Source organism: Mesorhizobium sp. ISC15 (assembly GCF_037162615.1).
Classification (GTDB): domain Bacteria; phylum Pseudomonadota; class Alphaproteobacteria; order Rhizobiales; family Rhizobiaceae; genus Mesorhizobium; species Mesorhizobium mediterraneum.
The window spans coordinates 5,856,639-5,882,594 of sequence record NZ_JAVSPX010000001.1; the positions used below are offsets into that span (position 1 = coordinate 5,856,639).

25 protein-coding genes are annotated in these 25,956 nt (G+C 63.8%); 14 read left to right on the forward strand and 11 right to left on the reverse strand.

Annotated features, from left to right (window positions below; genetic code table 11):
* Positions 1-22: 22 nt before the first annotated feature.
* On the reverse strand, positions 23-394 hold the full coding sequence (locus RPG13_RS28245) for an RcnB family protein (RefSeq protein ID WP_126105360.1): 372 nt from the start codon (positions 392-394) through the stop codon (positions 23-25).
* 387 nt (positions 395-781) lie between these two features.
* On the opposite strand from RPG13_RS28245, the gene RPG13_RS28250 reads away from it, so the two are divergent.
* Positions 782-2,446 carry a Na/Pi cotransporter family protein gene (locus RPG13_RS28250; RefSeq protein ID WP_127292098.1) on the forward strand — a complete coding sequence of 555 codons (1,665 nt, stop codon included), beginning with the start codon at positions 782-784 and terminating at the stop codon, positions 2,444-2,446.
* A 164-nt stretch (positions 2,447-2,610) separates the two neighbouring features.
* The gene (locus RPG13_RS28255; RefSeq protein WP_337126571.1) at positions 2,611-3,792 is read left to right on the forward strand and encodes an MFS transporter; all 1,182 of its coding nucleotides are present in this window, start codon (positions 2,611-2,613) and stop codon (positions 3,790-3,792) included.
* Between the two features lie 10 nt (positions 3,793-3,802).
* Here the strand turns inward: RPG13_RS28255 and RPG13_RS28260 are convergent, their stop codons facing one another.
* Complete coding sequence (locus tag RPG13_RS28260) at positions 3,803-4,360, reverse strand: GNAT family N-acetyltransferase (RefSeq protein ID WP_126105355.1); 558 nt, start codon at positions 4,358-4,360, stop codon at positions 3,803-3,805.
* Positions 4,361-4,597: 237 nt separating this feature from the next.
* On the opposite strand from RPG13_RS28260, the gene RPG13_RS28265 reads away from it, so the two are divergent.
* A complete protein-coding gene (locus RPG13_RS28265) occupies positions 4,598-5,050 on the forward strand; it encodes a DUF1801 domain-containing protein (protein ID WP_337126572.1) in 453 nt (150 codons plus the stop codon).
* Between the two features lie 13 nt (positions 5,051-5,063).
* Here RPG13_RS28265 and RPG13_RS28270 read toward each other — a convergent pair whose 3' ends face one another.
* Positions 5,064-5,954 (reverse strand): arginase family protein, encoded by an 891-nt coding sequence (locus tag RPG13_RS28270; protein WP_337126573.1) that lies wholly within the window; start codon positions 5,952-5,954, stop codon positions 5,064-5,066.
* 211 nt (positions 5,955-6,165) lie between these two features.
* On the opposite strand from RPG13_RS28270, the gene RPG13_RS28275 reads away from it, so the two are divergent.
* On the forward strand, positions 6,166-6,615 hold the full coding sequence (locus RPG13_RS28275; protein WP_337126574.1) for a DUF1801 domain-containing protein: 450 nt from the start codon (positions 6,166-6,168) through the stop codon (positions 6,613-6,615).
* Positions 6,616-6,698: 83 nt separating this feature from the next.
* On the opposite strand, the gene RPG13_RS28280 is transcribed toward RPG13_RS28275, so the two are convergent.
* Complete coding sequence (locus RPG13_RS28280; RefSeq protein ID WP_337126575.1) at positions 6,699-7,148, reverse strand: GatB/YqeY domain-containing protein; 450 nt, start codon at positions 7,146-7,148, stop codon at positions 6,699-6,701.
* A gap of 278 nt (positions 7,149-7,426) precedes the next feature.
* Between RPG13_RS28280 and carA the strand changes: the two genes are divergently transcribed.
* Positions 7,427-8,644 carry a glutamine-hydrolyzing carbamoyl-phosphate synthase small subunit gene (gene carA / locus RPG13_RS28285; RefSeq protein ID WP_292706728.1) on the forward strand — a complete coding sequence of 406 codons (1,218 nt, stop codon included), beginning with the start codon at positions 7,427-7,429 and terminating at the stop codon, positions 8,642-8,644.
* Position 8,645: 1 nt separating this feature from the next.
* Here carA and RPG13_RS28290 read toward each other — a convergent pair whose 3' ends face one another.
* The 4 genes from RPG13_RS28290 to mntR all read right to left on the reverse strand — a co-directional run bounded on the left by RPG13_RS28290 (position 8,646) and on the right by mntR (position 12,039).
* Positions 8,646-9,899: a TCR/Tet family MFS transporter gene (locus RPG13_RS28290; protein ID WP_337126576.1), complete on the reverse strand. Its 1,254-nt coding sequence runs from the start codon at positions 9,897-9,899 to the stop codon at positions 8,646-8,648.
* Between the two features lie 190 nt (positions 9,900-10,089).
* Positions 10,090-11,019, reverse strand: coding sequence for a KPN_02809 family neutral zinc metallopeptidase (gene ypfJ / locus RPG13_RS28295; RefSeq protein WP_126105348.1), 930 nt, complete (start codon positions 11,017-11,019; stop codon positions 10,090-10,092).
* A 279-nt stretch (positions 11,020-11,298) separates the two neighbouring features.
* Positions 11,299-11,487, reverse strand: coding sequence for a hypothetical protein (locus RPG13_RS28300; RefSeq protein ID WP_126105347.1), 189 nt, complete (start codon positions 11,485-11,487; stop codon positions 11,299-11,301).
* A gap of 96 nt (positions 11,488-11,583) precedes the next feature.
* Complete coding sequence (mntR, locus tag RPG13_RS28305) at positions 11,584-12,039, reverse strand: manganese-binding transcriptional regulator MntR (protein WP_164897566.1); 456 nt, start codon at positions 12,037-12,039, stop codon at positions 11,584-11,586.
* A 245-nt stretch (positions 12,040-12,284) separates the two neighbouring features.
* On the opposite strand from mntR, the gene RPG13_RS28310 reads away from it, so the two are divergent.
* From RPG13_RS28310 to RPG13_RS28320, 3 genes are all read left to right on the forward strand, one after another.
* Complete coding sequence (locus RPG13_RS28310; protein ID WP_337126577.1) at positions 12,285-13,652, forward strand: Nramp family divalent metal transporter; 1,368 nt, start codon at positions 12,285-12,287, stop codon at positions 13,650-13,652.
* 102 nt (positions 13,653-13,754) lie between these two features.
* The gene (locus tag RPG13_RS28315) at positions 13,755-14,543 is read left to right on the forward strand and encodes a protein-L-isoaspartate O-methyltransferase family protein (RefSeq protein WP_442921362.1); all 789 of its coding nucleotides are present in this window, start codon (positions 13,755-13,757) and stop codon (positions 14,541-14,543) included.
* Positions 14,544-14,650: 107 nt separating this feature from the next.
* Positions 14,651-15,304 (forward strand): dihydrofolate reductase family protein, encoded by a 654-nt coding sequence (locus tag RPG13_RS28320; RefSeq protein WP_127292133.1) that lies wholly within the window; start codon positions 14,651-14,653, stop codon positions 15,302-15,304.
* Positions 15,305-15,371: 67 nt separating this feature from the next.
* Here the strand turns inward: RPG13_RS28320 and RPG13_RS28325 are convergent, their stop codons facing one another.
* Positions 15,372-16,241 (reverse strand): LysR family transcriptional regulator, encoded by an 870-nt coding sequence (locus RPG13_RS28325; protein ID WP_337127068.1) that lies wholly within the window; start codon positions 16,239-16,241, stop codon positions 15,372-15,374.
* A 98-nt stretch (positions 16,242-16,339) separates the two neighbouring features.
* Between RPG13_RS28325 and RPG13_RS28330 the strand changes: the two genes are divergently transcribed.
* Positions 16,340-16,939, forward strand: coding sequence for a LysE family translocator (locus RPG13_RS28330; RefSeq protein ID WP_337126578.1), 600 nt, complete (start codon positions 16,340-16,342; stop codon positions 16,937-16,939).
* Positions 16,940-17,015: 76 nt separating this feature from the next.
* Here RPG13_RS28330 and RPG13_RS28335 read toward each other — a convergent pair whose 3' ends face one another.
* On the reverse strand, positions 17,016-17,810 hold the full coding sequence (locus RPG13_RS28335; RefSeq protein WP_337126579.1) for an SDR family NAD(P)-dependent oxidoreductase: 795 nt from the start codon (positions 17,808-17,810) through the stop codon (positions 17,016-17,018).
* A 216-nt stretch (positions 17,811-18,026) separates the two neighbouring features.
* On the opposite strand from RPG13_RS28335, the gene RPG13_RS28340 reads away from it, so the two are divergent.
* Entirely contained in the window at positions 18,027-18,485 is a 459-nt protein-coding gene (locus RPG13_RS28340) for a MarR family winged helix-turn-helix transcriptional regulator (RefSeq protein WP_292646097.1), read from the forward strand.
* 29 nt (positions 18,486-18,514) lie between these two features.
* Here the strand turns inward: RPG13_RS28340 and RPG13_RS28345 are convergent, their stop codons facing one another.
* Positions 18,515-19,693, reverse strand: coding sequence for an MFS transporter (locus RPG13_RS28345; RefSeq protein ID WP_337126580.1), 1,179 nt, complete (start codon positions 19,691-19,693; stop codon positions 18,515-18,517).
* 192 nt (positions 19,694-19,885) lie between these two features.
* On the opposite strand from RPG13_RS28345, the gene RPG13_RS28350 reads away from it, so the two are divergent.
* The 4 genes from RPG13_RS28350 to carB all read left to right on the forward strand — a co-directional run bounded on the left by RPG13_RS28350 (position 19,886) and on the right by carB (position 25,932).
* Complete coding sequence (locus RPG13_RS28350; RefSeq protein ID WP_127292142.1) at positions 19,886-20,242, forward strand: ArsR/SmtB family transcription factor; 357 nt, start codon at positions 19,886-19,888, stop codon at positions 20,240-20,242.
* Positions 20,243-20,344: 102 nt separating this feature from the next.
* Positions 20,345-21,103, forward strand: coding sequence for a metallophosphoesterase family protein (locus tag RPG13_RS28355; RefSeq protein WP_127292145.1), 759 nt, complete (start codon positions 20,345-20,347; stop codon positions 21,101-21,103).
* Positions 21,104-21,292: 189 nt separating this feature from the next.
* Positions 21,293-22,234, forward strand: a complete 942-nt coding sequence (locus RPG13_RS28360; RefSeq protein WP_337126581.1) for an SH3 domain-containing protein — start codon at positions 21,293-21,295, stop codon at positions 22,232-22,234.
* Positions 22,235-22,434: 200 nt separating this feature from the next.
* The gene (carB, locus tag RPG13_RS28365; RefSeq protein ID WP_337126582.1) at positions 22,435-25,932 is read left to right on the forward strand and encodes a carbamoyl-phosphate synthase large subunit; all 3,498 of its coding nucleotides are present in this window, start codon (positions 22,435-22,437) and stop codon (positions 25,930-25,932) included.
* The last annotated feature ends 24 nt before the right edge of the window (positions 25,933-25,956 follow it).

Sequence of the window (25,956 nt, forward strand, 5' to 3'; positions counted from 1 at the left end):
GCGCCAGTCAGCCGTTCCGCAGTCAGTGCGTAGCGATCGCGCCGAAGATGATGCCGGAGACGACGCTGACCAAGAGATAGTCGTTGCCGACGCGGATCCATTCCTGGCCACGGCCCGGACGACGCAGGCCATAGTGGCGGTAGTCGCGGATTGGCTGGTGGCGCTTCCAGCTGGAATATTTCTGGCCGTTGCGCCAATGGTTCCTCTTTACGACGACTTTCTTCTTCACCACGACGCGCTTCTTCACGTCGACATGCTTGCCGGGCTTCTGCCAGTCAACCTGGCTGTAGGTCGACTGCGGTGCATTCGGCGTGTTCAGCGGCGCTGCCTGGCCCTGCAGCGACGTGGCAGCCAGCATCGAGAGGGCGACTGCGGAAAGAACGATGCGTTTCATGACTGGGTACTCCTTGGTTGTCGATGCCTGAGGAATAGAGCCCGAAGAATGAACCGGAACTGAACGTTCAGATTACGTTTTCGTAATGATTTCTTATATTTAGACTACCTAATTCAACACCCTGCTCAAACTGGATCTGAAGGTGTCGACTGCTCTTGACCACGCGGCCGTCCGCAAGCCGGCCGGCAATGCAACCATTTTGCGATCCATCCATTTCCGACACGCCCTGTCGCGCGCCAACAGCCACCCGAACTGGGCAAAATTTATTATCCGGCTAAAAGTAATCGGAGTAGTATCAGCCCTTGCAATGTCCTTGATTCGCACCCTCTTTTGCCCCTTTGCCATCACGATGCCCGCATCGCTGGCGCGTCGGATTGCGAGCCTGATATGAGCGGCTCTGTCGTTTTGCTGCATCTTGCCGGCGCGGTGGCGCTGATGCTGTTTGCCACCCGCTTGGTCAAGACCGGTGTCGAGCGCGCCTATGGCGATCTGCTGCGCCACAAGCTGCGCGCCACCATGCGCAATCCTTTCATGGCGGTTCTGGCCGGCTGCGGCCTGGCGATCGCGCTGCAAAGCTCCACCGCCGTCACCTTGCTGGTCGGCTCCTTCGCCGGCGCCGGCATCGTCAGCGGCATGTCGGGCCAGCTTGCCGTGCGCGGCGCCGAGATCGGCTCGGCGCTGGTGGTCAAGCTGCTCACCTTCGATCTTTCGCTGCTGGTGCCGATCTGCCTTGTCGCCGGCACCGTCATGTTCATGGCCACCGAGCGCCGCGACTGGCGCCAGTTCGGCCGTATCCTGGTCGGCATCGGGCTTTTGGTATTGTCGCTGGAGATGATCGGCCAGGCGTCGGAGCCGCTGCGCCAGAGCACGCTCATGCCGGTTATCGTCGACTACTTCTCCGGCGACCCGGTCACCGCCTATCTCCTGGCGGCGCTGGTCACCTGGCTGTTCCATTCCTCGATCGCCGCCGTCCTGCTGATGGTGACGCTGGCCGGCCGCGGCTTCATCCCGCCCGAACTCGGCATCGTGCTGGTGCTCGGCGTCAATCTCGGCTCGTCGATCATCGCGCCGCTGCTCACCCGCAACGCGGAACCGGGTGTGCGTGTCGTGCCGATCGGCAATCTCCTGATGCGCGGCATGGGCTCTCTGGCCATGCTGATCCTGTTCCTGTGGTCGAAGCCGCCGGTTGCCTTTCTCGGCGCCACCGTGCCCGACCAGATCGTCAACGCGCATATCCTCTTCAACATCCTGATCCTGGTTGCCGGCCTGCCCCTGGCCGGTCTCGTCTACCGCGCTTCGGAAAAGATCGTGGCGCTCGGCACCAAACCGGCGCCGGCCGACGCGCTTGACGTCGTCGAACTGTCCGCGCTCAACGACAGCGCCCTGGACGTGCCAAGCCAAGCGCTGGCCAACGCCACCCGTGAGGTGGTGCGGGTCTGCGAGACGGTCGAGATCATGTTGAAGCGCATCATCGAGCTCTATGAGAGTGCCGACGCCGACAAGATCAAAGCGCTGGCCGCGCTCGACGACCGCGTCGACAAGAAGCACGCAGCGATAAAGCTCTATCTGGCCAAGGTCACCAAGAACCCGTTGAGCGAGGACGAGGCGCTGCGCTGCCAGGAGTTGATCGGCGCCTGCGTCAAGCTCGAACAGGTCGGCGACATCATCGTGCGCAACATGCTGGTGCATGTCAGGAAGAAGCTCGAGCGCGGACTGGAATTCACGCCCGAGGGCTGGCGCGAGCTTAGCGCCTTCCACGCTTCGGTGCTCGCCAACGCACGGCTTGCCTTCAACGTGCTGGTCTCGCGCGATCCCGAGACCGCCCGCCAGCTGGTGCTGGAAAAGGACCGGCTGCGCGACCGCGAGAAGGAGACCAGCGCCAGCCATTTCGTGCGGCTGCGCGACGGCACCGCCAAGAGCGTCGAGACCAGTTCCATCCATCTCGACACCATCCGCGACTTGAAGCAGATCAACTCGCTGCTCGCCTCGATGGCCTATCCCGTGCTCGAGGAACGCGGCCTGCTCACCGGCTCGCGGCTGAAGGCCGGATAGGCGTTGACGCTGTTTCCTCTCTCCCCTTGTTGTTGGGAGAAGGAAAAACCGCCGCAACCGCCCCCGATCAAGAAAACCTAAAGCGGCGTCGACAATTTCTGGATTGCCCGCGGCTCTCGTTCGTGATTTGAGGCTATCCCATCCAAGGATCGCCTTCCCGCGCCATGCTTCCCCTCATCGCCCTGTTCATCGCCGCATTCGCGTTCGGCACCACCGAGTTCGTCATCGCCGGCGTGCTGCCGCAGGTGGCGGATGGCCTTGGCGTTTCCATCCCGACTGCCGGCTACCTCGTCTCGGGCTACGCCGGCGGCATCGCGATCGGCGGACCGCTGCTGACGCTCGCCACTAAGGCGATTTCCCGCAAGGCCTTGCTGCTTGGCCTTGCCGCAGCCTTCACCATCGGCCAGGCCGCTTGCGCACTTGCACCCGACTTCGCCTCCATGTTGCTGTTGCGGATTGCGGTGGCCGTGGCGCACGGCGCCTATTTCGGCGTCGCGATGGTGGTGGCGGTCGGCCTGGTCCGCCAGGACCAGCGTGGAATGGCCGTTGCGCTCATCCTGTCGGGCCTGACCGTCTCCAATGTCATCGGCGTTCCGGCCGGCACGGCGATCGGCAATGTCTGGGGGTGGCGCGCGACGTTCTGGGTGATGTGCGCGCTTGGCGTGGTGTCTATCGCAGCGATCACCGCCCTGCTGCCGAGCAAGACGGGTTCGTCGCGCCAGTCCGTCAGCTTTGGCAGCGAGGTACGCGTGCTCGCACGCCAGCAGGTCTGGACGTCGCTGATCCTCATGCTGATGCTGATGATCGGCCAGTTCGGCCTGTTCACCTACATCACGCCGACGCTGCTTGAAATCACCGGCCTCGACGAAGACCTGGTGCCCTGGGTGCTCCTGCTCAACGGGGTCGGCGCCACGATCGGCGTCTTTCTTGGCGGGCGGCTCGCCGACTGGAAACTGATGCCGTCGCTCATCACCATGCTTTTCATGCAGGCGGTGACACTTGCCGTCATTTACGCCGTCAGCCCGTACCCGGTGCCGATGGTGGTGGCGATCATTATCTGGGGCGGTCTCAGCTTTGCCATCGGCACGCCGATCCAGACCCGTATCCTGACCTGGACGGCGGATGCCTCCAACCTCGCCTCATCGCTGATCCCGGCCGGCTTCAATGTAGGCATCGCGCTGGCCGCCTCGCTCGGCGCCGCCATGCTCAATGCCGGTTATGGCTATCGCAGCCTGCCGGTGGTTGGAGCCATGGCCATGCTGGTCGCCGTGGCAGTCGCGTTTGCCTCGCATGTCCAGGAGTGGCGCAGCAGCGCGACACCACCTCTACCGGCCGCTGCCGAATAGACGGCAAGCTCTATAAATCGATCCGGTAGCGCAGGCTTTCGGCACCGCCATAGGCAGCGTCCTCGAAGAAACGCCCGACGAGCCGGCCGCCATTGACCAGCACCACCTTCTGCGAGGCGAGATTACCCGGCTTGGCGGTGATCTCGACGAAGGGCAGGCCGAGCGCCCTCGCCTCGCCGAGCATCAGCCGCAGCGCCTCGGTCGCATAGCCGCGCCGCCGCTTCCACGGCACCACCGCGTAGCCGATATGGCCGAGCACATGCGGCGGCAGCTCGGCGGTGCCGCGTTGCCAGCGAAAGCCGATCGAGCCAGCGACTTCGCCGTCCCAGATCCAGCGCCGGAACCCCGGCAGACGTGGCACTTTCGTCCCATCGGGCAAGGTGATCGGACCAGCCCTGGCCTCGGGGTCGTCGAAACCGGCGAGGAAAGCCACTGGATCCTTTTCGATGGCCGCAAGCTGCTCGCGCACCGCCTCCATCAGCCGCACATTGTCCGGCGACCAGCCGCGCTCAAGGGCGGCCTTGTAGGACGGCAGATGTTCAAGCGCCGGTTTGACGAGTTCGATCATGACGTGCGACCGATCCGCTGGGCGTCCCCAGTCATCCAAGTCGATTCCCTGGCAAAAGGATAGACCGCTTGCCGCCGGCAGGCATCCGTGCCGTTCGCCTCCGCGATGTCCGCCTGTGGGGAAGAACCTGTGGGCTTATGGGTTTGGGCAGAGATCGATAGGATTCGGAAGTTGATCTTCAGGGGCGGCTTTCTAAAATCAAGTATCATCGATGGGTCTACCACTGGAGTGAACACAATGGCCGGCAACACGTCTGAGAAGTCGGCGAAGGCCGCCGAGCGGGTCGCGACGAAGCCGACCCTCCTCTCGGGCGGCAACCCTCAGATCCCGAAGGGCTACGGCGATGCTCCCGTGCAGGCCTACATCGCGGCCATGCCGGGGTGGAAAAGCGATGTGGGGCGGCGCCTCGACGCGATCATCGTGCGCACCGTCCCCGGCGTGCACAAGGCAGTCAAATGGAATTCGCCATTTTACGGCATCGAGGGCCAGGGCTGGTTCCTGTCGTTCCATGTCTTCACCCGCTACGTCAAAGTGACCTTCTTCCGCGGCACGTCGCTGCGCCCGGTTCCTTCCGGCGAGTCCAAGCACAAGGAAGTGCGCTACCTCGACGTTTATGAGGACCAACTCGACGAAGCTCAGTTCGCCGCCTGGGTGAAGCAAGCCAGCCAATTGCCCGGCGAACGGCTGTGAGATGCATCTCGAACTAGCCAAGGGCGTCTAGAAGCACCTCATTCAAGCGTTTGAACGCGGTGGACTCGTCTGGCGCATGGGCCGGATTGACCTCCGTGATGGTCAGGCCGCGCCATTGCGGCAGGGCGGTCAACTGCTTTAGCACGAAGGCGGCTTGCTCCAATTTGAGACCGTCGCAACGGCGCACATTCTCGGCTACCGGAAAATCGATAAAGGAGAGAACATCGACATCGAAGTGAATAAGCACGCAGTCAAAGCGCGCCGCCCATTCGGCCGCGCGCGTCGCCGCCGCGTCGATATCGCTCAATGCTTCCTCGCGCGATATCGCCTCAATCGCATAATCCCTCATCGTGATGGCTTCGGGCGCAGTGATATTCTCAACACCGAAATAGAGAAGCTGCCGAGGCACGAGCATCGGATGGGTCGGGCCGAGCCTGGCGAGCGCAGGCTCGCATCCGGGAATGTCGAGCAGATGAGCAACACCCGTCCAGTCCAAGGCGCCATCGCTCGTGTCGGGCGTGTTGAGATCGGTGTCGAAGTCTATGTAGACGAGTCCAATCCGCGCGCCGGCCGCGTTTGCTCCGGCGACCGTTCCCAGCTCCACAGTACAATCCCCGCCTAAAACAAGCACGTCTTCCTGCGCTGCGATCGCCGTCGCCACGTGGCTTGCGACCAAGTCACAGGCGTGGCGCACGGCCTCCAGGTTCATAGCCTGCGGCTGCGAGGGATCCGGTCGCCATCGGAACGATGCAACATCGCCATGATCCCTGATGGTTCGGCCTCGGCTCACGAGCGCCTCTGCAAGCCCATGTCGCCGAAAGGCTGCGGGGGCTTGTTCCTGCCCCGGCGAATAGGCGCCGGCGCTGGTGGCGGCACCGATAATGTTCAACAAACGCGCTGCCAAATCGAAGCTCCATTTTCGGATGATCCTCGTTGCAAAACGTGTCCGGAGGGAGGAAGGTTCCTGCTCGACGTTGAGAGTTTGGCGCCGGAATTGGCATCAGGCCCAATAGGCCAGGCGTTTCGCGCCGGAATGGCAAACGGCTTGCACGTCGATGCCGTCGAGAGACGCCAGACGCCGAGCCTGCACAAAACCACCGGGACCTAGTACAATCATGACCAAAGCGACAACAGCCATGAAGAAGAGCGGCTCGAAGGAAGGAGAAAACACTCCCTCTCAGTTGATAGATGCGAGAATCAACGAGCTGAGCGATTGGCGGGGCGAGGTGCTCGCTCGGGCCCGAGCCCTCATCAAGCAGGCCGACCCCGAAGTGGTCGAGGAGTGGAAGTGGAGAGGGGTTCCGGTGTGGGAGCACGCCGGAATAATCTGCACCGGTGAGACGTACAAGACTGTCGTGAAGATGACCTTCGCCAAGGGCGCCTCGCTGGAAGACCCTGCAGGCCTTTTCAACTCCAGCCTCGAAGGCAACACCCGGCGCGCCATCGATATCCATGAGGGCGACAAGATCGATGAAGAGGCGTTGAAGGCGCTCATTCGCGCCGCCGTGGCACTGAACATGTCGGTGCGAGCTACCGCCCGCCCTCAGAAACCAAAGAGCGCTTGAGGATCATCCGCATCCAGCCAGACTCACTCCTCGCGGTCGCCTCCCTCAAGGCCTTACGAGCATCGCTCCAGCGGGAAAAATCCCTACTGCAGCAGTCCCTTGACCATGCCGCTCGCCTTGGAGAAATCCATCTGGCCGGCATATTTCTCCTTGAGCACGGCCATCACCTTGCCCATGTCCTTGACGCCGCTGGCGCCGGTCTCGCCGATGGCGGCGCGGATCGCCGTTTCGGTCTCGGCCTGCCCCAGTTGCGTCGGCAGGAAATCGCGGATGATAGCCATCTCGTCGCGCTCCTGCGCGGCAAGCTCCGGCCGCTTGCCGTCGTCGAACGCCTTTGCCGACTCCTCGCGCTGCTTCACCATCTTGGCCAGTATCTGCAGGATCTCGTCATCGCTGGCCGGCTCCTTGCCGGCGCCGCGATTGGCGATGTCGCGATCGTGAATGGCCGCCTGGATCAGCCGCAAGGTCGGCAGCCGGCGCTTGTCCTGCGCCTTCATCGCGCTCTTCAGGGATTCGGCGATTTTGCCGCGCATGATGCTTTCTCCTTCGAATGTGGCGGACAATAGCCGTGCCGCAAGCCCAAGGCAAATTCGACAGCGCCCGGCAAACCGCTGATATCGTTCGACGAAATAAATCGCGGCTTCGGGCATGGCCTCATTGACCGCTCTGGCGCCTTATCCTATGTACTGGGCCTTGCATGAGCTGAATTTTTGTTGCGCGCGCTGGCTGCGAAATCGCAGCTGCGCGCGGTTTGCTGCGCAGAGTGGTCCGCCGGACCGATTGAAGGGCGCAGCCTTTTAGGAGTGCCGCCATGGCAACGATGACCGCCGCGTCGACCCCCCCTTGGGCCACAGAGAAGCCGACCGCCTTGCTGGTGCTGGCCGACGGCACCGTCATTGAGGGTCGCGGTCTTGGCGCCACCGGCTCCGCCGTTGCCGAGGTTTGCTTCAACACCGCGCTGACAGGCTATCAGGAAATCCTCACCGATCCGTCCTATGCCGGCCAGATCGTCACCTTCACCTTTCCGCATATCGGCAATATCGGCACCAATGACGAGGACATCGAGGATCTCAACCCGGTTGCCCGCGCCGGCGCCGTCGGCGCCGTGTTCAAGGCCGACGTCACCAACCCGTCCAGCTATCGCGCCGCAGCTGGTCTCGACCAGTGGCTGAAGAAACGCGGCATCGTAGCGCTTTCAGGCATCGACACCCGCGCGCTTACCGCGCTGATCCGTGAAAAGGGCATGCCCAACGCCGTCATCGCGCACGCGCCCGACGGCATCTTCGACATCGACGATCTGAAGCGCCGCGCCGCCGCCTGGTCCGGCTTGATCGGGCTTGATCTGGCCAAAGACGTCACTTCCGGCCAGTCCTCGGTCTGGCGCGAGACGCCCTGGGTCTGGGACGAGGGCTTTGGCGAACAGATCGATCCGTCCATGCATGTCGTCGCCATCGACTACGGCGTCAAGCGCAACATATTGCGCCTGCTTGCCGGTCTTGGCGCCAAGGTCACCGTGGTGCCGGCCAACACCGGCGCCGAGGAGATCCTCGCCATGCGGCCCGACGGCATCTTTCTCTCCAACGGTCCCGGTGATCCGGAAGCCACCGGCGACTACGCCGTTCCGGTCATCCAGGACCTGCTGAAGACCGACATCCCGGTTTTCGGCATCTGCCTGGGCCACCAGATGCTGGCGCTGGCGCTGGGTGGCAAGACCGCAAAAATGCATCAGGGCCATCACGGCGCCAACCATCCGGTCAAGGATCACACCACCGGCAAGGTCGAGATCGTCTCGATGAATCACGGCTTTGCCGTCGATGCCGACTCGTTGCCGAGCGGCGTCGAGGAAACCCATGTCTCGCTGTTCGACGGCTCGAACTGCGGCATCACTCTGACAGGCAGGCCGGTGTTCTCGGTCCAGCATCATCCTGAAGCCTCGCCCGGCCCGCAGGATTCGCACTATCTGTTCCGCCGCTTCGTCAATCTCATCCGCGAAAAGCGCGGCGAGCCGGCGCTGGCCGAGCGCGCCTGATTCAGGTTCGCACCGTCGCCATCGTGACGTCTTTCACCGCTGCCGGTCTTTCGACCCTGAGCATGAATGCGATCAGCGACAGAGCGAGAAAGATGCCGCCGAGCACAAAGGGCGCGCCGCCGAACACCACCGGCGCGCTCGGCCCGGTGAACCAGGCGAAGATCCCCGTATAAAGCAACGGCGTGATGATGCTGGTGATCGAGAACACGCTCGTCATCGCCCCTTGCAATTCGCCTTGCGCGGAGGGCGGCACCTTGGCCGCCGCCAGGCTCCGCAGCGGCGGGTCGGCCAGCGCCTCGAGGCAGGTCGCCACGATCACCGCATAGATCATCCATCCCTTCCATGCCGCAGCATAGCCGAAGGCGGCGAGCGCGGTAAAAGCAAGACCGATGGCGGCGGTCCGCCATTCGCCGAGCCGTGGAATGACGCGCGGCAGGACAAAACCCATCACCAGTGCCCCGCCAAGACCGAAGACGCCGAGCGAGAGGCCGATCTGCTGTTCGCTCCAGCCATAGCGGTAACTGCCGACGAACGACCACACGGCAGGGTACATCATGTGGCCGAGCGTCATCAGGAAGAACACCAGCCCGATCCAGCCGATGCCATGATAGTTGCGCATCTGCTTGAGGGCGCCGAGAGGATTGGCGCGGCGCCACTCGAACCGACGCCGATGGTGCTGCTCCAGCGTTTCCGGCAGGAAGAACCAGCCGACGATGAAGTTGATGAGTGCAAGCCCCGCCGCGCCCCAGAACGGCACGCGCGGCCCGAATTCGCCAAGCAACCCGCCCAGCACCGGGCCGATGATGAACCCGACACCGAAGGCGATGCCAAGCAGGCCGAAATTCTTCGCCCTGTTCTCGTCGGTGCTGACATCGGCGATGAAGGCGGAGGCGGTCGAGTAGCTGGCGCCGCTGATGCCGGCCAGCACCCGGCCGATGAACAGGACCGAATAGGACCAGGCGACCGCGCAGATCAGATTGTCGATGGCGAAGGTCAGCACTGAGGCCAGCAGGATCGGGCGGCGCCCGAAGCGGTCGCTGAGATTGCCGACCAGCGGCGCGAACAGGAACTGCATGGCCGCATAGACGAAGAACAGCCAGCCCCCCTCGATCGCCGCTTCGCTGACACCAACGCCGGTCAGCTCCTGCAGATAGGCCGGCAGCACCGGCATGATGATGCCGATGCCGGTAATGTCGAGCAACAGCGTGGTGAAAACAAGCGCAAGCCCCCGCCTGGCGGTTTTGGCTTCGATCATGACGATATCGACTCCTGGAGCCGCCTCGGAGCGAAGGCGGAAGAACTCGTTGTAGGCGAGTCAGCCGCGCAGAACAATAAGAGAACACGCCAGGAATTTTGTTCCTGACATCAACTGTCGACATGAGTGCGGCCACGGCCTGCAGCGCAGCTCGCCGCTTCAACGGTCATTTCAACGGGGTCCGAACACCTCAGATCGGGGTGTTGAACGTATCGCAATCAGAGAGCTTGCCGCTCCTGTAGCCGCGCGCCAGCCACGTCTGCCGCTGCTGCGACGTGCCATGGTTGAAGCTTTCCGGAATGACATAGCCCTGCATCTTCTTCTGCATCGTGTCGTCGCCGATCTGCTGGGCGGCGTTCAGCGCCTCTTCCATGTCGCCCTGTTCCAGGATGCCTTTTTGCCCGGTGAAATGCGCCCAGACGCCGGCGAAGCAATCGGCCTGAAGCTCGACCTGCACCGACATATGGTTGGCCTGGGCCTCGCCCATCTGCTGGCGCATCTGGTTGAACTTGGGCAGAATGCCGGTGAGGTTCTGCACGTGGTGGCCGACTTCATGCGCGATCACATAGGCCTGGGCGAAATCGCCCGAAGCGCCGAACTGCCGGTCAAGCTGCTGGAAGAAAGTGGTGTCGAGATAGACCTTGTGGTCGCCGGGACAGTAGAACGGACCGGCGGCCGAAGAGGCAAAGCCGCAGGCCGAGCGGATCTGTCCGCTGAACAGAACCAGCTTCGGATCCTCGTAGGTCAGGCCGTTGGCCTGGAAAATGCCGCTCCAGGTATCCTCGGTCTCGGCCAAGACCGTCGAGACGAACTGCTTCATCTCGTCGGAGGCCGGCGCACCTGTGCCCTGCGCGCCGCTGTTGTCGGTGATCTGGCCGCCACCGCCCGGCAGCAGACCGCCGTCGCCGCCGGCCAGGATCTGCAGCGGGTCGATGCCGAAGGCCTTCAGCCCGAAATAGAGGACCACGAGAATGACGATGGTCGACAATGACATTCCGCCGCCGGAGCGGCCGCCGATCGGGATACGGAACCGGCCGGGCCCGCCGCCAGGCAGGCCGCCACCGCTCTGGCTGCGTTCGTCCTGGACATTATCACTCTGACGACGACCCTTCCAGAGCATGGCAACTCCCCGTGGTGCAAATTCCGGTTGATCGGTCTTATCTCGGCCGATCAGACCCAATAACAATTATCCCAACGGTTGCACCAAGTCACAGCATTTTTCGCAAAGGCACCGGCTCCGCAGCGCTGCAGCAGCCAAGGCTGGCGGATCGCAACATCGTGGGTCTTGGCATCAAGCGTAACCGTGAGACGCAGCTCCGGCATCGTGCTCGTGTACAGGTCCATGCCAGCACCGTCGCCATGCTCCCTGCTGCTGCTCGCCGCCTCCCGGCGGTTACGCTCAGATCTTCTGCTTGGTACCCGTGCTCTTGCCGTCCGAGCTTTTCGAGCGCTCCTCGAAGCGGGCCGCACTCTTTTTGAGCGGGCGACCGGTATCCGCTTCCGTCTTGCGCTCGTCCTTCGCCGCAGCTTGCTTCAATCCCTTGGCCGCTTGCTTGCCCTTCGGTGTCGGTGCCTGTTCAACGCCCATCGTATCCTCCTCGGCCTCGCGCCAATCGCGTGGCACGATCTCAAACGCAGCGGCAACGCGGCGGTTCCGGCAGGACTGTCGACAATGGCGGTAGACTTAGCGTGTCGCCGTCATCGCCTTGCGAAACGCTTCAAGCGTCTCGGCGCTGACATGGTGCTCGATGCCCTCGGCATCGATGCGCGCCGTCTCGGCGCTGACCCCGAGCGAGCGCAGGAAGGCTTCCACCGTCTGGTGGCGAATGCGGCTCTCTTCCGCGACCTTGCGGCCGGCATCGGTCAGGAAGACGCCCCGGTAGGGTTTCCTCGAGACGAGCCCGTCCGCGCACAGTCGCGTCAGCATCTTGGCGACGGTCGGCTGGGCGACGCCGAGCCGCGCCGCGATGTCGACCTGGCGCGCCTCGTTGCCGTCCTCAATCAGGTCGGCGATGAGCTCGACATAATCCTCGACCAGCGCGCTGCGGCGCGCTTCACGCGTCTGCCTAAATCCCTCCGAGTGAATTTCGGCGTCAGGCAGCGGCTTTTCGCGTGGAACCGGTCTGTTCTTCAGCGCCAATACGCGCTCCTCCTCGTCTGTCAGCGAATGGGCCGGCATTTGCACATTCATAGCACGGGCTTCCATTCTTCTGGCCGTTTATTTGCATTCGACGGCAGGCGCAACCAGCGTTTCCGATTCACCCGTGCGTCGCCAGCAGGGACACCATTCAAAAGCACAAACAATAAAACATAGCATATTGCATAATGTTCAGCCCTGACATAGATAGAAACGGCAACTTAGACGATCCAGCGGAAAATCCCCCCATGTCAGAAGCCGAAGCCGCAACAGCATCCCGAACCATGTGGCGATTTGCCCGGCCGGAAGACGACGAGCAGCCAAGCCTGCGCGAGGTCAATGCCTCGATCGCGGTGCCGCAGTCCGGCGTCTGGTTCCGCAGGCTGTTCGCCTTCATGGGGCCGGGCTACATGGTTTCGGTCGGCTACATGGACCCCGGCAACTGGGCGACCGACCTCGCCGGCGGCGCCCAGTTCGGCTACACGCTGCTCTTCATCATCATGTTGTCGAACCTCATGGCGATCCTGCTGCAGGCGCTCGCCGCCAGGCTCGGCATCGCCACCGGGCGTGACCTCGCCCAGGCCTGCCGTGCCTATTATCCGCGGCCGGTCAATTTCATGCTGTGGATCGCCTGCGAGCTGGCCATCATCGCCTGCGATCTGGCCGAAGTCATCGGCACGGCGATCGCTCTGCAGCTGCTGTTCGGAATTCCGCTGATCGGCGGCGCTGTCTTGACCGCCCTCGACGCTTTCCTCGTTCTGCTGCTGATGAACAGGGGCTTCCGTTACCTCGAAGCCTTCATCGTTGCGCTTTTGATCATCATCTTCGGTTGCTTCGCCATCCAGATATTTGCCGCCGCTCCCCCGGTCGGCTCGATCCTGCATTCCATGTTCGTGCCATCGTCGGAGATCGTCACCAACCCGGCGATGCTCTACATCGCCATCGGCATTATTGGCGCCACCGTGATGCCGCATAATCTCTATCTGCACTCCTCAATCGTGCAGACCCGCGCCTATGAGCGCACCGAAGCCGGCAAGCGCGATGCCATCAAATGGGCAACGATGGACTCGACCATCGCCTTGATATTGGCGCTGTTCGTCAACGCCTCCATCCTGATCGTCTCGGCGGTGGCTTTCCATGGCACCGGTCATCACGACGTCGCCGAAATCGGCCAGGCCTTCGAGCTTCTCTCGCCGCTGCTCGGCCTCGGCATCGCTTCGATCCTGTTTGCCGTGGCGCTGCTTGCCTCCGGCCTGAACTCCACGGTGACGGCGACGCTCGCCGGCCAGATCGTGATGGAGGGCTTCCTGCGCCTGCGCATTCCGCAATGGGCGCGCCGCCTGCTGACGCGCGGCATCGCCATCGTCCCGGTGGTGGTCGTCACCGCGCTCTATGGCGAGAAGGGAACCGGCCAGCTCCTCGTCTTCAGTCAGGTGATCCTGTCGATGCAATTGCCCTTCGCGGTGATCCCACTCGTGCAGTTCGTGTCGGACAAAATGAAGATGGGCAATCTCGCCATTCCGCGGGGCGTCGCCGCGCTTGCATGGGTGGTCGCCGCCCTCATCCTGGTGCTCAACTTCAAGCTGCTCTACGACACCGTCGCCGGCATTGGCTGAAAGTTTCTCTCAGCCAGGGCGGACGCGACAAATCGTCAATCCGCGCTATCTTGCCAAGCCATGACGCGGATTGCCGAAGCTCGAAAATTCTACGCGCGACTGATGGCTGCCAATGCAGGTTCGGCCGATCCGCGTCTCGAAGGCGTGTTCGCCGCGGTGGCGCGCGAAGTTTTTCTCGGGCCCGGGCCGTGGATGGTCGTCGCCGGCAACGGCAAGGTCGAAACGCCAACTGCCGATCCTGTTCACATCTATCAGAACGTGCTGGTAGCGCTTGACGCTGACAAGGGCATCAACAATGGCGAGCCGTTTCTGCACGCCATGTGGATCGGCAAGGTGGCGCCAAAACCCGGCGAGACCGTCACCCATGTCGGCGCAGGCACCGGCTATTACACAGCTCTGTTGGCACGGCTGGTTTCACCGGGCGGCGCAGTCACAGCGTTCGAACTGGAATCCAGTCTCGCCGACCGCGCGAGAAAGAATCTCGAAGCTTATGACGAGGTGGCCGTCATCCATGGCGATGCGGTAATCAGCGGCCTGCCACCGTCCGACATCATCTATGTCAATGCCGGCGTCGCGGCACCTCCGGCCGAGTGGTTGAAGGCGCTGAAACCCGGCGGCCGCATGGTCTTTCCGTGGCGTCCGGCGGAGCGCGTTGGCCTCGCGGTGATGGTGACCCGCACGGATAAGGGTCTTGCCTGCGATCCGTTCATGCGGTCATGGTTCATCCCTTGCATCGGCGCCTCGCTTGCAAGTTCCGCGGCGAAAATCGACCGCGAAAGCGCGGCTCGCAGCCGTTCGATCTGGCTAACGAGCGAAGCGGCCCCGGACAGGACCGCCACTGCGATCATCGGAGACGTCTGGTTCTCGTCGCGGAGCATCGGGCCTTCGTGAATCGGAATGCCGGAAATTTTTCCGGCCCCTGTCGGACCGGCGTCCATTCGCGCGTCCTTTGGCCGAACTCGGCCTAAACGGCACGGAAAATGAAAAGGGAGAATCCAATGAGGAAGATCATCACTGCGACATTCGTCAGCCTCGACGGCGTCATGCAGGCGCCTGGCGGGCCGGAAGAAGACCCGGTCGGCGGCTTCGAATTCGGTGGCTGGACGTTCCATTACTGGGACGACGTCGGAGGCGCCTTTATTGGTGAGACCTTCGCAAAGCCCTTCGCGCTGCTCCTCGGCCGCAAGACCTACGACATCTTCGCCGCGCATTGGCCGTACCAGAAGAGCGGTCCGATCGCCGACAGCTTCAACGCCGCCACCAAATATGTGGCAACGCACCGGCCCGATACGCTGTCGTGGCAAAACAGCCAGTGGCTCGGCGACGACGTCGTGGCCGCACTGCGCCAGCTCAAGCAGGAGGACGGCCCGGACCTGCTCATCCAGGGATCGAGCGAACTCATCCAGACCTTGCTCGCCAATGACTTGATCGACCAGATCAGCCTGCTGACCTTCCCGCTGGTGCTTGGCAAGGGTAAGCGGTTGTTCGGCAGCGGCGCAATTCCGGCGGCCTTCACGCTGAGCCGCTCACAGGTATCGACCACCGGCGTCATCATGGCGACCTATGAACGTGGCGGTGAGATCAAGACCGGGTCTTTCGCCCAGGAACAGCCGTCCGAAGCCGAGATCGAGAGACGCCGAACCTGGAAATAGACGACCGCGCACTGCGTTAACAACAAGGGGATGGCCGACATCGGCCATCCCTTTGCCATTTTGCCGATCACGCAGCCTGTTGCCGCCGCGCCAGCCCGTCGCGGATGCACGCGGCAAACTCCCGCGCCGCCGGCCCGACACCATGCTTCGGCAGATGCAAATTGATCGAGAAATTCGGCAAGGCCGGCAGCTCCGGATCGGCGGCCAGAATGTCGAGATCGCCCGGCACGGTGGAGGCCAGCCAGGTCGTGACGGCTAGGTCCGAACGCACCGTCGCCGTCGTCGCGTCGAGGTTGCCGTTCTCGAACACGGTCCGCCATTCCAGCCCATGCTCATTGAGCGCCGCCAGCACCGCCGGGCGGAAGGCGCAGGTGTCGGCCACCATCGAAACCGGCAAAGGCCGCTTGCGGCGGGCTATGCCGCCCTTCGCGCCGACCCAGACCAGCCGGTCGATGGCGAGACATTCGCCGGCGGACGGACCGACCGGTTCCTCGATCACGGCAAGGTCTATCGTGCCAGTCGCCAATGCCGCCGAAAGCTCTGGCGACGAGGCGCAGACCAGCGAAATCTCGACCTGCGGATAGGTCTCGGCATAGGTCTTCAGCACCGGCGCAAGCATGGTGCCAACCAGATCATACGGCACGCCGAGCCGCACCTCACCAGCGACCGCGCTGGTCGCCATCTCTGCCCATATCTCGTCATTCAGGGAGAGCAGGCGCTTGCCCTTGCCGAACAGTCGTTCCCCGGAACGGGTCAGTCTCAGCCCGCGCCGGTCGCGCTCGAACAGGCTGCAGCCGAGAACGTCCTCCAGCCGTTTGATCTGCTGGCTGACGGCGCCCTGCGTTAGATGCAGCGCATTCGCCGCCGCCGTCATGCTGGCCTTGTCGGCGACGGTGACGAAGGTCCGGACCAGGGCGGTGTCGAGATTGCGGATCATGGTTTGCATTATATTCTCTAATTCCAACCATGGCAAACATTGCATTTACTGATGCATGACAATGCTTAGCATACTGGATTCCCAACAGAGGAAACAGCATGTTCGAGACCATCCTTCCGCTCGTCCTGTTTGCGCTAGTCTCGACCTCCACGCCCGGCATGGCCACGACCTTGTTGACTGCTTCGGGGGCACAGTTCGGCTTTCGCCGCTCCGTTCCGCTGATGGCCGGAAGTGCGGCCGGCCTGGCCACGGTGGCCGCGGCAGGTGCGGCCGGGCTCGCCGGGCTGCTGGCGGCGGCCCCGTCCCTGCAGCTGGCGATGAAGATAGCCGGATCGCTCTATCTGATCTGGCTCGCCTTCAAGATCGGCCGCAGCGGCCCACCCAATCTGGACGTGACCATCGCAAAGCCGAACAGCTTTTTCGGTGGCGCCGGTCTGCAGTGGATGAACCCAAAGGGTTGGGCGATGGGATTGGGGGCGGCGGCATCTTTTGCCGCACTCGCCAACGGGCCGCTACAGCTTGCCCTTTTGCTCGGCGTGGTCTTCGGCCTGGCAGCCGCGCTGTCACTGTCAGCGTGGTGCGTGGCGGGCACGCTGCTCGCCCGGTTGCTTAGAACCGAGCGGCAGTGGCGGGTGTTGAACACTGCGCTCGGCCTGCTGTTGGCCGCCTCGATCATTCCGATGTGGCGGCCAGCCTAAACGCTTGAGTTCCTCGTCCCACCTGGGTGGGGCGAGGAACCCAAATTCTGCGGGGGCGCCAATCCCACCTCGGCCTTCAAGCCGCGTAGCGTGCCGCCGGTTTGTCAGCATGCAAGCTGCCGTAAAGGGCTTGCCGAGCGCCAAGGAAGATGTCCAGCTTGGCCGCATCGGCAAGCGCCGGTGCGGTGACGGCTTCACCCCTGGCTAGGCCGACAAGTGCTGCATCCACCAGATCGTCGGCCGTCATGATAATCTCCTTCGGGAGGCTATCGATATCGCTGCCCGCAAGTTTCCAGAATTCGGTTCGCGTGGCCCCTGGCAACACCACCTGCGCCCTCACCCCGGTGCCGGCAACTTCGCGCTGCAAGGCCTCGGTGAAGTTGACGACATAGGCCTTGGTGCCGCTGTAGATGCCGCCGAACGAGGTATCGAACGCCAGCACCGAGGCGATGTTGACGATGGCGCCGCGGTTGCGCGACAGCAGTCCCGGCAGGACCGCGCGCGTCAGCCGGGTCAGCGCCACGACATTGACCTTGATCATCCGCTCGGCCACGTCGGCGTCGGCCGTTGCCACCACCTGAGCACCGCCAAGGCCGGCATTGTTGACCAGCAACGTCACGCTGTCGTCGGCCGCAATCGCCTGCTCGACGCGGCGCACATCGTTGTCGTCGGCGAGATCGGCGCTGATCACACCGACTTTGCGGCCGTATTCGGCGCGCAGCTTGCCGGCCAGTTCCTCCAGCCGGTCGGCGCGCCGCGCCACCAGCACCAGATCATAGCCCTGCCCCGCCAGCCGGTCCGCATAGACCGCGCCGATGCCCGACGAGGCGCCGGTGACAACCGCCGTGCCCTTGTTGTTCTGTCCACTCATTGTCCTGTTCCTTTTTTCGGTTGATCTGCTTCGCTTCGAACCGGTGCAGGCACTGTGGGGACCGCCCTCGCCTTGCCGGCAAAGCCGTGCGATTAAATTAGTGGCATATGCCACTGTTTGGAAGTAGGTATATGCCACTATCTTGTCAATGATCGACGCGGGGATTATTTGTGAGGCAGCGGACGGACATCATGTCACCGTCGCCAAGGACACATCATGTCGAAAGACACCCTTCCGGGCCTGACCCTTTGCAACAACGCCGTGCTGCGCCGCGCGACGCGCAAGCTTGGTCAGTTCTACGACGATGTGGTCGCCCCGTCGGGCCTGAAGGCCACTCAGCAAGGCCTGCTCTACCAGATCCATATCGGCGACGAGCCGGCCATGGGCGCGATTGCCGCGGCCCTGGTCATGGACCTGTCGGCACTCGGCCATACTTTGAAGCCGCTGATCCGCGACGGTTATGTCGAGACCTTCACTGATCCGGACGACCGCCGCATCAAGCGCGTGCGGCTGACGCCGCAGGGCCTGATCAAGCTCGAAGAGGCCATGAAGCTGTGGCGCGTCGCCCAGCAGCGTTTTGAGGACATGGTCGGCAAGGAGCAGGCGGCAATGTTGCGCGCGGCGCTGGATGACATCGCCGCGCTGGATTTCGGTATACCGCCGGCAGCGCCCTGAGGTCTCGAACGGCCGGCGGTAGCCAGAACTTATTCCGCCGGCATGGCCACCGCCCGGGCGGCCCGGTGGCCGGCCAGCATGACGCCAAGACCCAGGATCGGGAACGCTGCCGCGACCAGGCCGAGATCGGCCGGCGCGCCATAGCGCAGCACCGCACCGCCTACGACGGCGCCCAGCGCGACGCCGAGATACAGCGCCGAGCCATTGAGCGACAGCACGATGGGTGCTGCGTCGGGCGCCAGCCTGATGATGCGGCTCGCCTGCGCCGGCGGGAAGGCCCAGCCGACAATGCCCCACGGCACCATCATCGCCATCAGCGCCGGCCCGGCGATGCTGTGCGGCAGGAACGCCGGGATGACCGAAAGCATGACCAGCATGACCGCGCTCAGCGCCAGCGACCAGCTGACGGTGCGCGTCGCGCCGAAGCGGTCGGCCGCCTGCCCGCCGGCAATGTTGCCGATGACGGCACCGACACCGAAGGCAAGCAGCATGCCGGGCAGCGCGATCGGGCTCAAGCCTCCGCCTTCGATGGCTAGCGGCGCGACAAAGGCAAAGACCGTGAAGGCGCCGGTGAGCGCCAAAAGCGTGGTCAGCAGGATCGATGGCACGCCGGGGCGAAGGGTTGCGGCCAGCCGTTGCCTGAGCGGCAGCTTGGTGCCAACGATGCCGCGGGGCAGCCGGTACCATAGGATTGCGCCGGCCAATGCGCCGAGCGCGGCGATGGCAAAGAACGTGCCGCGCCAGCCGGCAACTGTCGCGACAAGCGCGCCGAGCGGCGCGCCGACCGCCACCGCCACCGTGGTGCCGCCGACGACGACGGCAATGGCGCGGGCGCGGTGATGATCATCGACAAGCGCCACGGCCGTCCCTTGCGCCGTCGCCGCGAACAGGCCGGACGACAGCGCCATGACGATGCGCGCGATCAGCAGCAGTTCGAACGACGAACTCAGCGCCGCCGCCAGATTGCCCAGCACGAAAAACACCAGCGTCCACAAGATGACGCGCCGCCGGTCCCATTCGCCGGTGAGCGTCGCCAGGATCGGCGTGCCGAGCGCATAGGCGAGCGCGAAGGCGGTGATCAGCGTCCCGGCGAGTGGAACGGAGATGGCGGCATCGGCTGCGATGTCGGGCAGCAGGCTTGAAATGACGAAGCCTTCGGTCGCGATCGTGAATGATCCGAGCGCAAGCCAGATGAGGCGCTTGTCCATGGATTCTTCCTTAGTTCAAAATTTATTGAACAATTGAACATAACAGGGCATGATGTCAATGTAACCTCGCGAAAATAGCTGACCCCTGCTGACAGCCCTGTGTCAGGACAGGGCATGAATGTAGAAACTATGTGCACTCGCCAAAGGAGGAGATGCGTTGAAATCGGCCCCGATTGCGCTTAATTCCTGGGCATGACCCTGCCCCATCCCACCGCCGACCAGATCAGTCTGCCGAACGTGCTTGCCGTGCTCGGCGATCCCACGCGGCTGGCCATCGTGCGCTATCTCGCCAGCAAGGAAGGCGTGCCGCTGAACTGCAGCCAATTCCTCGATCTCGGCTCGAAGACCAATCTGAGCTATCATTTGGCCAAGCTGCGGGAGGCCGGCGTTACCCGCGCCGAGGTGCTCGGCACCAGCCGGCTGATTACACTGCGCCGCGACGACCTCGATGCCCGCTTTCCGGGCCTGCTCGACAGCGTCATTGCGGCTACCGTCAACGATACGGCGCTGCCCGCGATCGGCGCCCCCGAGATCGAAATCCAAGCATAGCCGTCTCCCGGCACCCGCCAGTACCGAGCACAACTCGCCAGGATTGGTTGGTGTCCTGGCAGTCCTCCTGCTATGCCTCGCTTCGACCCAACGGAGTTTCCCATGCGCATTGCCGTCCTCGCCGATATCCACGGCAACGTCCTCGCCCTGGACGCTGTGCTCGACGATCTGCGGCAACGCGGCGGCGCCGACCTCCTCGTCAATCTCGGCGATTGCGTCTCCGGCCCGCTCTGGCCGCGCGAAACCATGGAGCGGCTTGAAGCGCTCGCCCTGCCGACGGTGCGCGGCAATCACGACCGCCGCGTCGCCCGCGACACCGCCGATGAAACCATGTGGCCGTCCGACCGCTACGCACAGGAGCGGCTGACATCGGCGCAGCGCGAGGCGCTGTTCGCCTTGCCCCTCACGCTGGAGATCGCACCTGGGGTAACCGCCTTCCATGCCCGGCCCGACCATGACGAAAAATATCTGACCGATACGATAGCCGACGGCCAGCTGGTGCGCGCGCCGCTGGCCGCCATCAAGCGGCGGCTGGGCGCGCTCGATCCCGCTTGCCGCATCGTGCTGTGCGGCCATAGCCACCGCAGCGAGCTGGTCCGTATCCCCGACGGCCCGGTCGTCTTCAATCCGGGCAGCATCGGCTGTCCCGCCTATGACGATTCGACACCACCGGCGCATGTTTCCGAGCAAGGTTCTCCGCATGCACGCTACGGCATCGTAGAACTGGGCGAGCGGGGCCGCCCCGACCGCTTCGAGGCCATCGCCGTCGATTATGACCACGAGGCGGCGGCGCGGCAGGCCGAACAGGCGGGACGGCCGGAATGGGCCCACGCGCTACGCACCGGATTTATGCCAGGCTGAACGCGGAACGCGTTCATGCCGGCTGAACGAGGTACGAGCTCATGCCCGGCTGAACCGTCTTCATGCCAGGGTCGCATTTTCGGGCTTACATAGCGCCATGTCGTCCCTTATAAAATCGAGCTGGCGTCCGGTGGCGTTTCGGTGCCTGGCCGCGCCTTCGGAAATGCATCTATCGCCACGGCCAAAATGATGAGGCGCACAGTTACGCTCCGAACGACGCTGTACGCGCTGATTGCCGCCCCTCTCCTGCTGACGGCGCTGCCGGCCAGGGCCGAGGAGGCGCCTTTCGTTTCCATCGTGACCGACCTCGCACCAGGCGATCTCCTGAACGTCCGCGCCACGGCATCGGCGATGGGCAAGATCAAGGCTCGACTGCCGAATGGTACGAGCGTGAACAATCTCGGCTGCAATGACGTCAATGGCTATCGCTGGTGCAAGGTCGCAGAGATCGACAACCCGCAACTGACGGGATGGGCTCCCGCGCGCTACCTGAACCCCGAGAATCCGGCGGCCGTTGCGGATGAGGATACCGAAACGGCCGGCGAAGGCACGGCCCCTGCAGCCGAGGCTTCGAACCCGGCAACTGCAGATCAGCCGCTGCCCGACCTGACAGCGCGCCTGGGCGCGGCCGGTCAGGAAACCACGATGACAGCGGCTGAGGCAATCGGCAGGGCCGCCATAGAGGATGCCTTGGCGCTCGCTGCCAGCGGAAATCCTTCGACGGGGGAGATGCAGGTGTCCGCAGCGGCGGAGCCCATCCAGAATCGCGCCGCCAATGCGGCGCCTCCGGCCGACGCACAAACCGTTGCGCGGCTGCAGCCACCAGGGCCGCCAGCCCCTGGTATCCGCAACGAGATTCCTTGCGCGCGCTATGTCGGCCAGCCGATGACCAGATGCGGAGCCAATGTCGAGCGGCTGGCCGACGGCAAAGCCAATGTGACGGTGACCTGGCCCGACGGCGGCACGCGCGTCATCAGCTTCGCCGCCGGCCTGCCGACCAGTTCCGATGCATCAGGCGAATTCCGCTTCACCCGCGAGGGCCCCCTCTACATGATCCGCGTAGGCGTCTCCGAACGCTTCGAGATCACGGATCAGTTGGCTGGATTAGGGAATAAGGGAATAAGGCAGTAGGGCAGTATGTTTAAAGGCGCTCGAACCTCTGCCCTACTGCCCTACTCCCCTACTCCCCTACTCGCATTTTAGGGGGTTACATCAGGCAAAACTCTTCCCTATAAGGCCCTCCTAGCCTGATACCAGAATCGCGAGCACAACCGGCCGGGTCTTCCCGTCCGGTTTTTCGTGCAAAGCCGCCTGCCGAACGGACCCTCGATATGCCAAGACGCACCGACATCAAGTCGATCCTGATCATCGGGGCCGGCCCCATCGTCATCGGTCAGGCCTGCGAGTTCGACTATTCCGGCACCCAGGCCTGCAAGGCGCTCAAGGAAGAGGGTTTTCGCGTCATCCTGGTCAATTCCAATCCGGCCACCATCATGACCGACCCGGAGCTGGCCGACGCCACCTATATCGAGCCGATCACGCCGGAAGTGGTGGCCAAGATCATCGCCAAGGAGCGGCCCGACGCGCTGCTGCCGACCATGGGCGGCCAGACCGCCCTCAACACCGCTCTGTCGCTGCGCCGCATGGGCGTGCTCGAACGCTACAATGTCGAGATGATCGGCGCCGACGCCACGGCAATAGACAAGGCCGAGGACCGCGCGCTGTTTCGCGAGGCGATGAAGAAGATCGGCCTGGAAACGCCAAAGTCGATGCTGGCCAATGCCACCGACGTCAAGAACGCCGACCGCAAGACGCATGAGGCCGAGCGCGCCGCGCTGAAGGCCGAGAAGCCCGAAAACCTCGACGCCGCGCTCGACGCGCTGGAGACGCGCTGGAACCTCGGCGAAGGCGACCGCAAGCAGCGCTATATCAGCCATGGCATGGCGATCGCCGCGCAGGCGCTCGACCATGTCGGCCTGCCCGCCATCATCCGCCCGTCCTTCACCATGGGCGGCACCGGCGGTGGCATCGCCTACAACCGCGCCGAATTCTACGAGATCGTCCAGTCCGGCCTCGATGCCTCGCCGACCACCGAAGTGCTGATCGAGGAAAGCGTGCTCGGCTGGAAGGAGTATGAGATGGAGGTTGTTCGCGACAAGGCCGACAACTGCATCATTGTCTGCTCGATCGAGAACATCGACCCGATGGGCGTGCACACCGGCGATTCGATCACCGTCGCCCCTGCCCTGACGCTGACCGACAAAGAGTATCAGATGATGCGCAACGCCTCGATCGCGGTGCTGCGCGAGATCGGCGTCGAGACCGGCGGCTCCAACGTGCAATTCGCCGTCAACCCGGCCGACGGACGCCTGGTGGTCATCGAGATGAACCCGCGCGTCTCGCGCTCCTCCGCACTAGCCTCCAAGGCGACCGGCTTCCCAATAGCCAAGATCGCGGCGAAGCTCGCCGTCGGCTACACGCTGGACGAGCTGGAGAACGACATCACCGGCGGCGCGACACCCGCCTCGTTCGAGCCGTCGATCGACTACGTCGTCACCAAAATCCCGCGCTTTGCCTTCGAGAAATTTCCCGGCGCCGAGCCGACGCTGACCACGGCAATGAAGTCGGTCGGGGAGGTCATGGCCATCGGCCGCACGTTCCAGGAATCGCTGCAGAAGGCGTTGCGCGGACTGGAAACCGGCCTGACCGGCCTGGACGAGATCGAGATCCCCGGCATCGCGCACGGCGCGGCCAGCCACGCCGACGACCGCAACGCCATCCGCGCCGCCCTCGGCACGCCCACGCCGGACCGGCTGCGCATGGTGGCGCAGGCGATCCGCATGGGCACCTCGCTCGAAGACGTGCACGCCATGTGCAAGATCGACCCGTGGTTCCTCGAGCAGATCGCCGGCATCCTGGCCATGGAAGACCGCATCCGCGAGCACGGCATTCCCGAGGACGCCGCCAATCTGCGCATGCTGAAGGCGATGGGTTTTTCCGATGCCCGCCTCGCCTCCCTGGTCAGGAAGGACGTCGAAGAGATCCAGAAGATACGCGACAAGCTCGACGTTCATCCGGTTTACAAGCGCATCGACACCTGTGCGGCCGAGTTCGCCTCGCCCACCGCCTATATGTACTCGACCTATGAGGTGCCCTTCGCCGGCGCGCTCGCCAACGAGGCGCAGGTCTCGTCGCGGAAAAAAGTCGTCATCCTCGGCGGCGGCCCGAACCGCATCGGCCAGGGCATCGAGTTCGACTATTGCTGCTGCCACGCAGCCTTTGCGCTGCGCGACGCCGGCTTCGAGGCGATCATGGTCAACTGCAACCCGGAAACCGTGTCGACCGACTACGACACGTCGGACCGGCTCTATTTCGAGCCGCTGACGCCGGAGGATGTGCTGGAGATACTACGCGCCGAACAGGCCTCAGGCGAGTTGGTCGGCGTCATCGTCCAATTCGGCGGCCAGACGCCGCTGAAGCTGGCGGATGCGCTGGAGAAGGCCGGCATTCCGATCCTCGGCACCTCGCCCGACATGATCGATCTGGCCGAAGACCGTGACCGCTTCCAGAAACTCTTGCACAAGCTCGGCCTCAGCCAGCCGAAGAACGGCATCGCCTATTCGGTCGAGCAGGCCCGCCTCGTCGCCGGCGAGCTCGGCTTCCCACTGGTGGTGCGCCCGTCCTATGTGCTCGGCGGCCGCGCCATGCAGATCATCCACGACGAGAGCATGCTGCAATCCTACCTGCTCGACACCGTGCCCGGCCTGGTGCCGGAGGACATCAAGCAGAAATACCCCAACGACAAGACAGGCCAGATCAACACGCTGCTGGGCAAGAATCCGCTGCTGTTCGACACCTATCTGTCGGGCGCCATCGAAGTCGATGTCGACTGCCTGTGCGACGGCAAGTCCACTTTCGTCTCCGGCATCCTGGAACACATCGAGGAGGCCGGCATCCATTCGGGCGACAGTGCCTGCTCGCTGCCGGTGCACTCGCTGCCCTCGGAGCTTGTCGACGAGCTGGAACGCCAGACGGCGGCCCTTGCTCGCGCGCTCAATGTCGGCGGCCTGATGAACGTGCAGTACGCGATCAAGGACGGCACCGTCTATGTGCTGGAGGTCAACCCGCGGGCATCGCGCACCGTGCCTTTCGTCGCCAAGACCATCGGGCGTCCGATCGCGAAGATTGCCGCCCGCATCATGGCCGGCGAGAGCCTGGAAGATGCCTTCGCCCATTACGGCGCCATGCCCGACCCGCGTAACCCCGGCCACATCGCGGTCAAGGAAGCGGTGTTCCCCTTCGCCCGTTTCCCCGGCGTCGACATATTGCTCGGACCGGAAATGCGCTCGACCGGCGAGGTGATGGGCCTCGACCGCGACTTCGCGCTTGCCTTCGCCAAGAGCCAGTTAGGGGCCGGCGTCGACCTGCCACGCTCCGGCACGCTATTCGTCTCGGTGCGCGACGAGGACAAGAAAGGCATCCTGCCGGCGGTCAAGCGCCTGGCTGGCCAAGGTTTTAAAGTGCTGGCCACGTCAGGCACCGCCCGCTTCCTCGCCGAGAACGGCGTCGCCGCCGAGAAAATAAACAAGGTGCTGGAAGGCCGCCCGCACATCGAGGACGCCATCCGCAACCGCCAGGTGCAGATCGTCTTCAACACCACGGACGGCCAGAAGGCGGTGTCGGACTCAAAGTCGCTGCGCCGCGCGACGCTGATGCAGAAAGTGCCGTATTACACGACGCTGTCGGGCGCAGCCGCGGTGGCGGAGGCAATCGCGGCGCTGAGGGCTGGGAGCCTGGAGGTCAGGCCGCTGCAGGAGTATTTCAGCTAGTTTCAATTTGAATTGAGCGAAACC

Bases quoted from the DNA above. Each gene is read 5' to 3' on its own strand.
- RPG13_RS28290 (WP_337126576.1), bottom strand. From the start codon at position 9,899: ATGATCGAAGCCAAAACCGCCAGGCGGGGGCTTGCGCTTGTTTTCACC.
- carB (WP_337126582.1), top strand. From the start codon at position 22,435: ATGCCAAGACGCACCGACATCAAGTCGATCCTGATCATCGGGGCCGGC.
- RPG13_RS28310 (WP_337126577.1), top strand. From the start codon at position 12,285: ATGTCAGAAGCCGAAGCCGCAACAGCATCCCGAACCATGTGGCGATTT.
- RPG13_RS28335 (WP_337126579.1), bottom strand. From the start codon at position 17,810: ATGAGTGGACAGAACAACAAGGGCACGGCGGTTGTCACCGGCGCCTCG.
- RPG13_RS28255 (WP_337126571.1), top strand. From the start codon at position 2,611: ATGCTTCCCCTCATCGCCCTGTTCATCGCCGCATTCGCGTTCGGCACC.
- RPG13_RS28355 (WP_127292145.1), top strand. From the start codon at position 20,345: ATGCGCATTGCCGTCCTCGCCGATATCCACGGCAACGTCCTCGCCCTG.
- RPG13_RS28260 (WP_126105355.1), bottom strand. From the start codon at position 4,360: ATGATCGAACTCGTCAAACCGGCGCTTGAACATCTGCCGTCCTACAAG.
- RPG13_RS28300 (WP_126105347.1), bottom strand. From the start codon at position 11,487: ATGGGCGTTGAACAGGCACCGACACCGAAGGGCAAGCAAGCGGCCAAG.
- RPG13_RS28320 (WP_127292133.1), top strand. From the start codon at position 14,651: ATGAGGAAGATCATCACTGCGACATTCGTCAGCCTCGACGGCGTCATG.
- RPG13_RS28325 (WP_337127068.1), bottom strand. From the start codon at position 16,241: ATGATCCGCAATCTCGACACCGCCCTGGTCCGGACCTTCGTCACCGTC.
- carA (WP_292706728.1), top strand. From the start codon at position 7,427: ATGGCAACGATGACCGCCGCGTCGACCCCCCCTTGGGCCACAGAGAAG.
- RPG13_RS28245 (WP_126105360.1), bottom strand. From the start codon at position 394: ATGAAACGCATCGTTCTTTCCGCAGTCGCCCTCTCGATGCTGGCTGCC.
- RPG13_RS28250 (WP_127292098.1), top strand. From the start codon at position 782: ATGAGCGGCTCTGTCGTTTTGCTGCATCTTGCCGGCGCGGTGGCGCTG.
- RPG13_RS28350 (WP_127292142.1), top strand. From the start codon at position 19,886: ATGACCCTGCCCCATCCCACCGCCGACCAGATCAGTCTGCCGAACGTG.
- RPG13_RS28265 (WP_337126572.1), top strand. From the start codon at position 4,598: ATGGCCGGCAACACGTCTGAGAAGTCGGCGAAGGCCGCCGAGCGGGTC.
- RPG13_RS28315 (WP_442921362.1), top strand. From the start codon at position 13,755: ATGGCTGCCAATGCAGGTTCGGCCGATCCGCGTCTCGAAGGCGTGTTC.
- RPG13_RS28330 (WP_337126578.1), top strand. From the start codon at position 16,340: ATGTTCGAGACCATCCTTCCGCTCGTCCTGTTTGCGCTAGTCTCGACC.
- RPG13_RS28345 (WP_337126580.1), bottom strand. From the start codon at position 19,693: ATGGACAAGCGCCTCATCTGGCTTGCGCTCGGATCATTCACGATCGCG.
- RPG13_RS28280 (WP_337126575.1), bottom strand. From the start codon at position 7,148: ATGCGCGGCAAAATCGCCGAATCCCTGAAGAGCGCGATGAAGGCGCAG.
- RPG13_RS28340 (WP_292646097.1), top strand. From the start codon at position 18,027: ATGTCGAAAGACACCCTTCCGGGCCTGACCCTTTGCAACAACGCCGTG.
- ypfJ (WP_126105348.1), bottom strand. From the start codon at position 11,019: ATGCTCTGGAAGGGTCGTCGTCAGAGTGATAATGTCCAGGACGAACGC.
- RPG13_RS28360 (WP_337126581.1), top strand. From the start codon at position 21,293: ATGAGGCGCACAGTTACGCTCCGAACGACGCTGTACGCGCTGATTGCC.
- RPG13_RS28275 (WP_337126574.1), top strand. From the start codon at position 6,166: ATGACCAAAGCGACAACAGCCATGAAGAAGAGCGGCTCGAAGGAAGGA.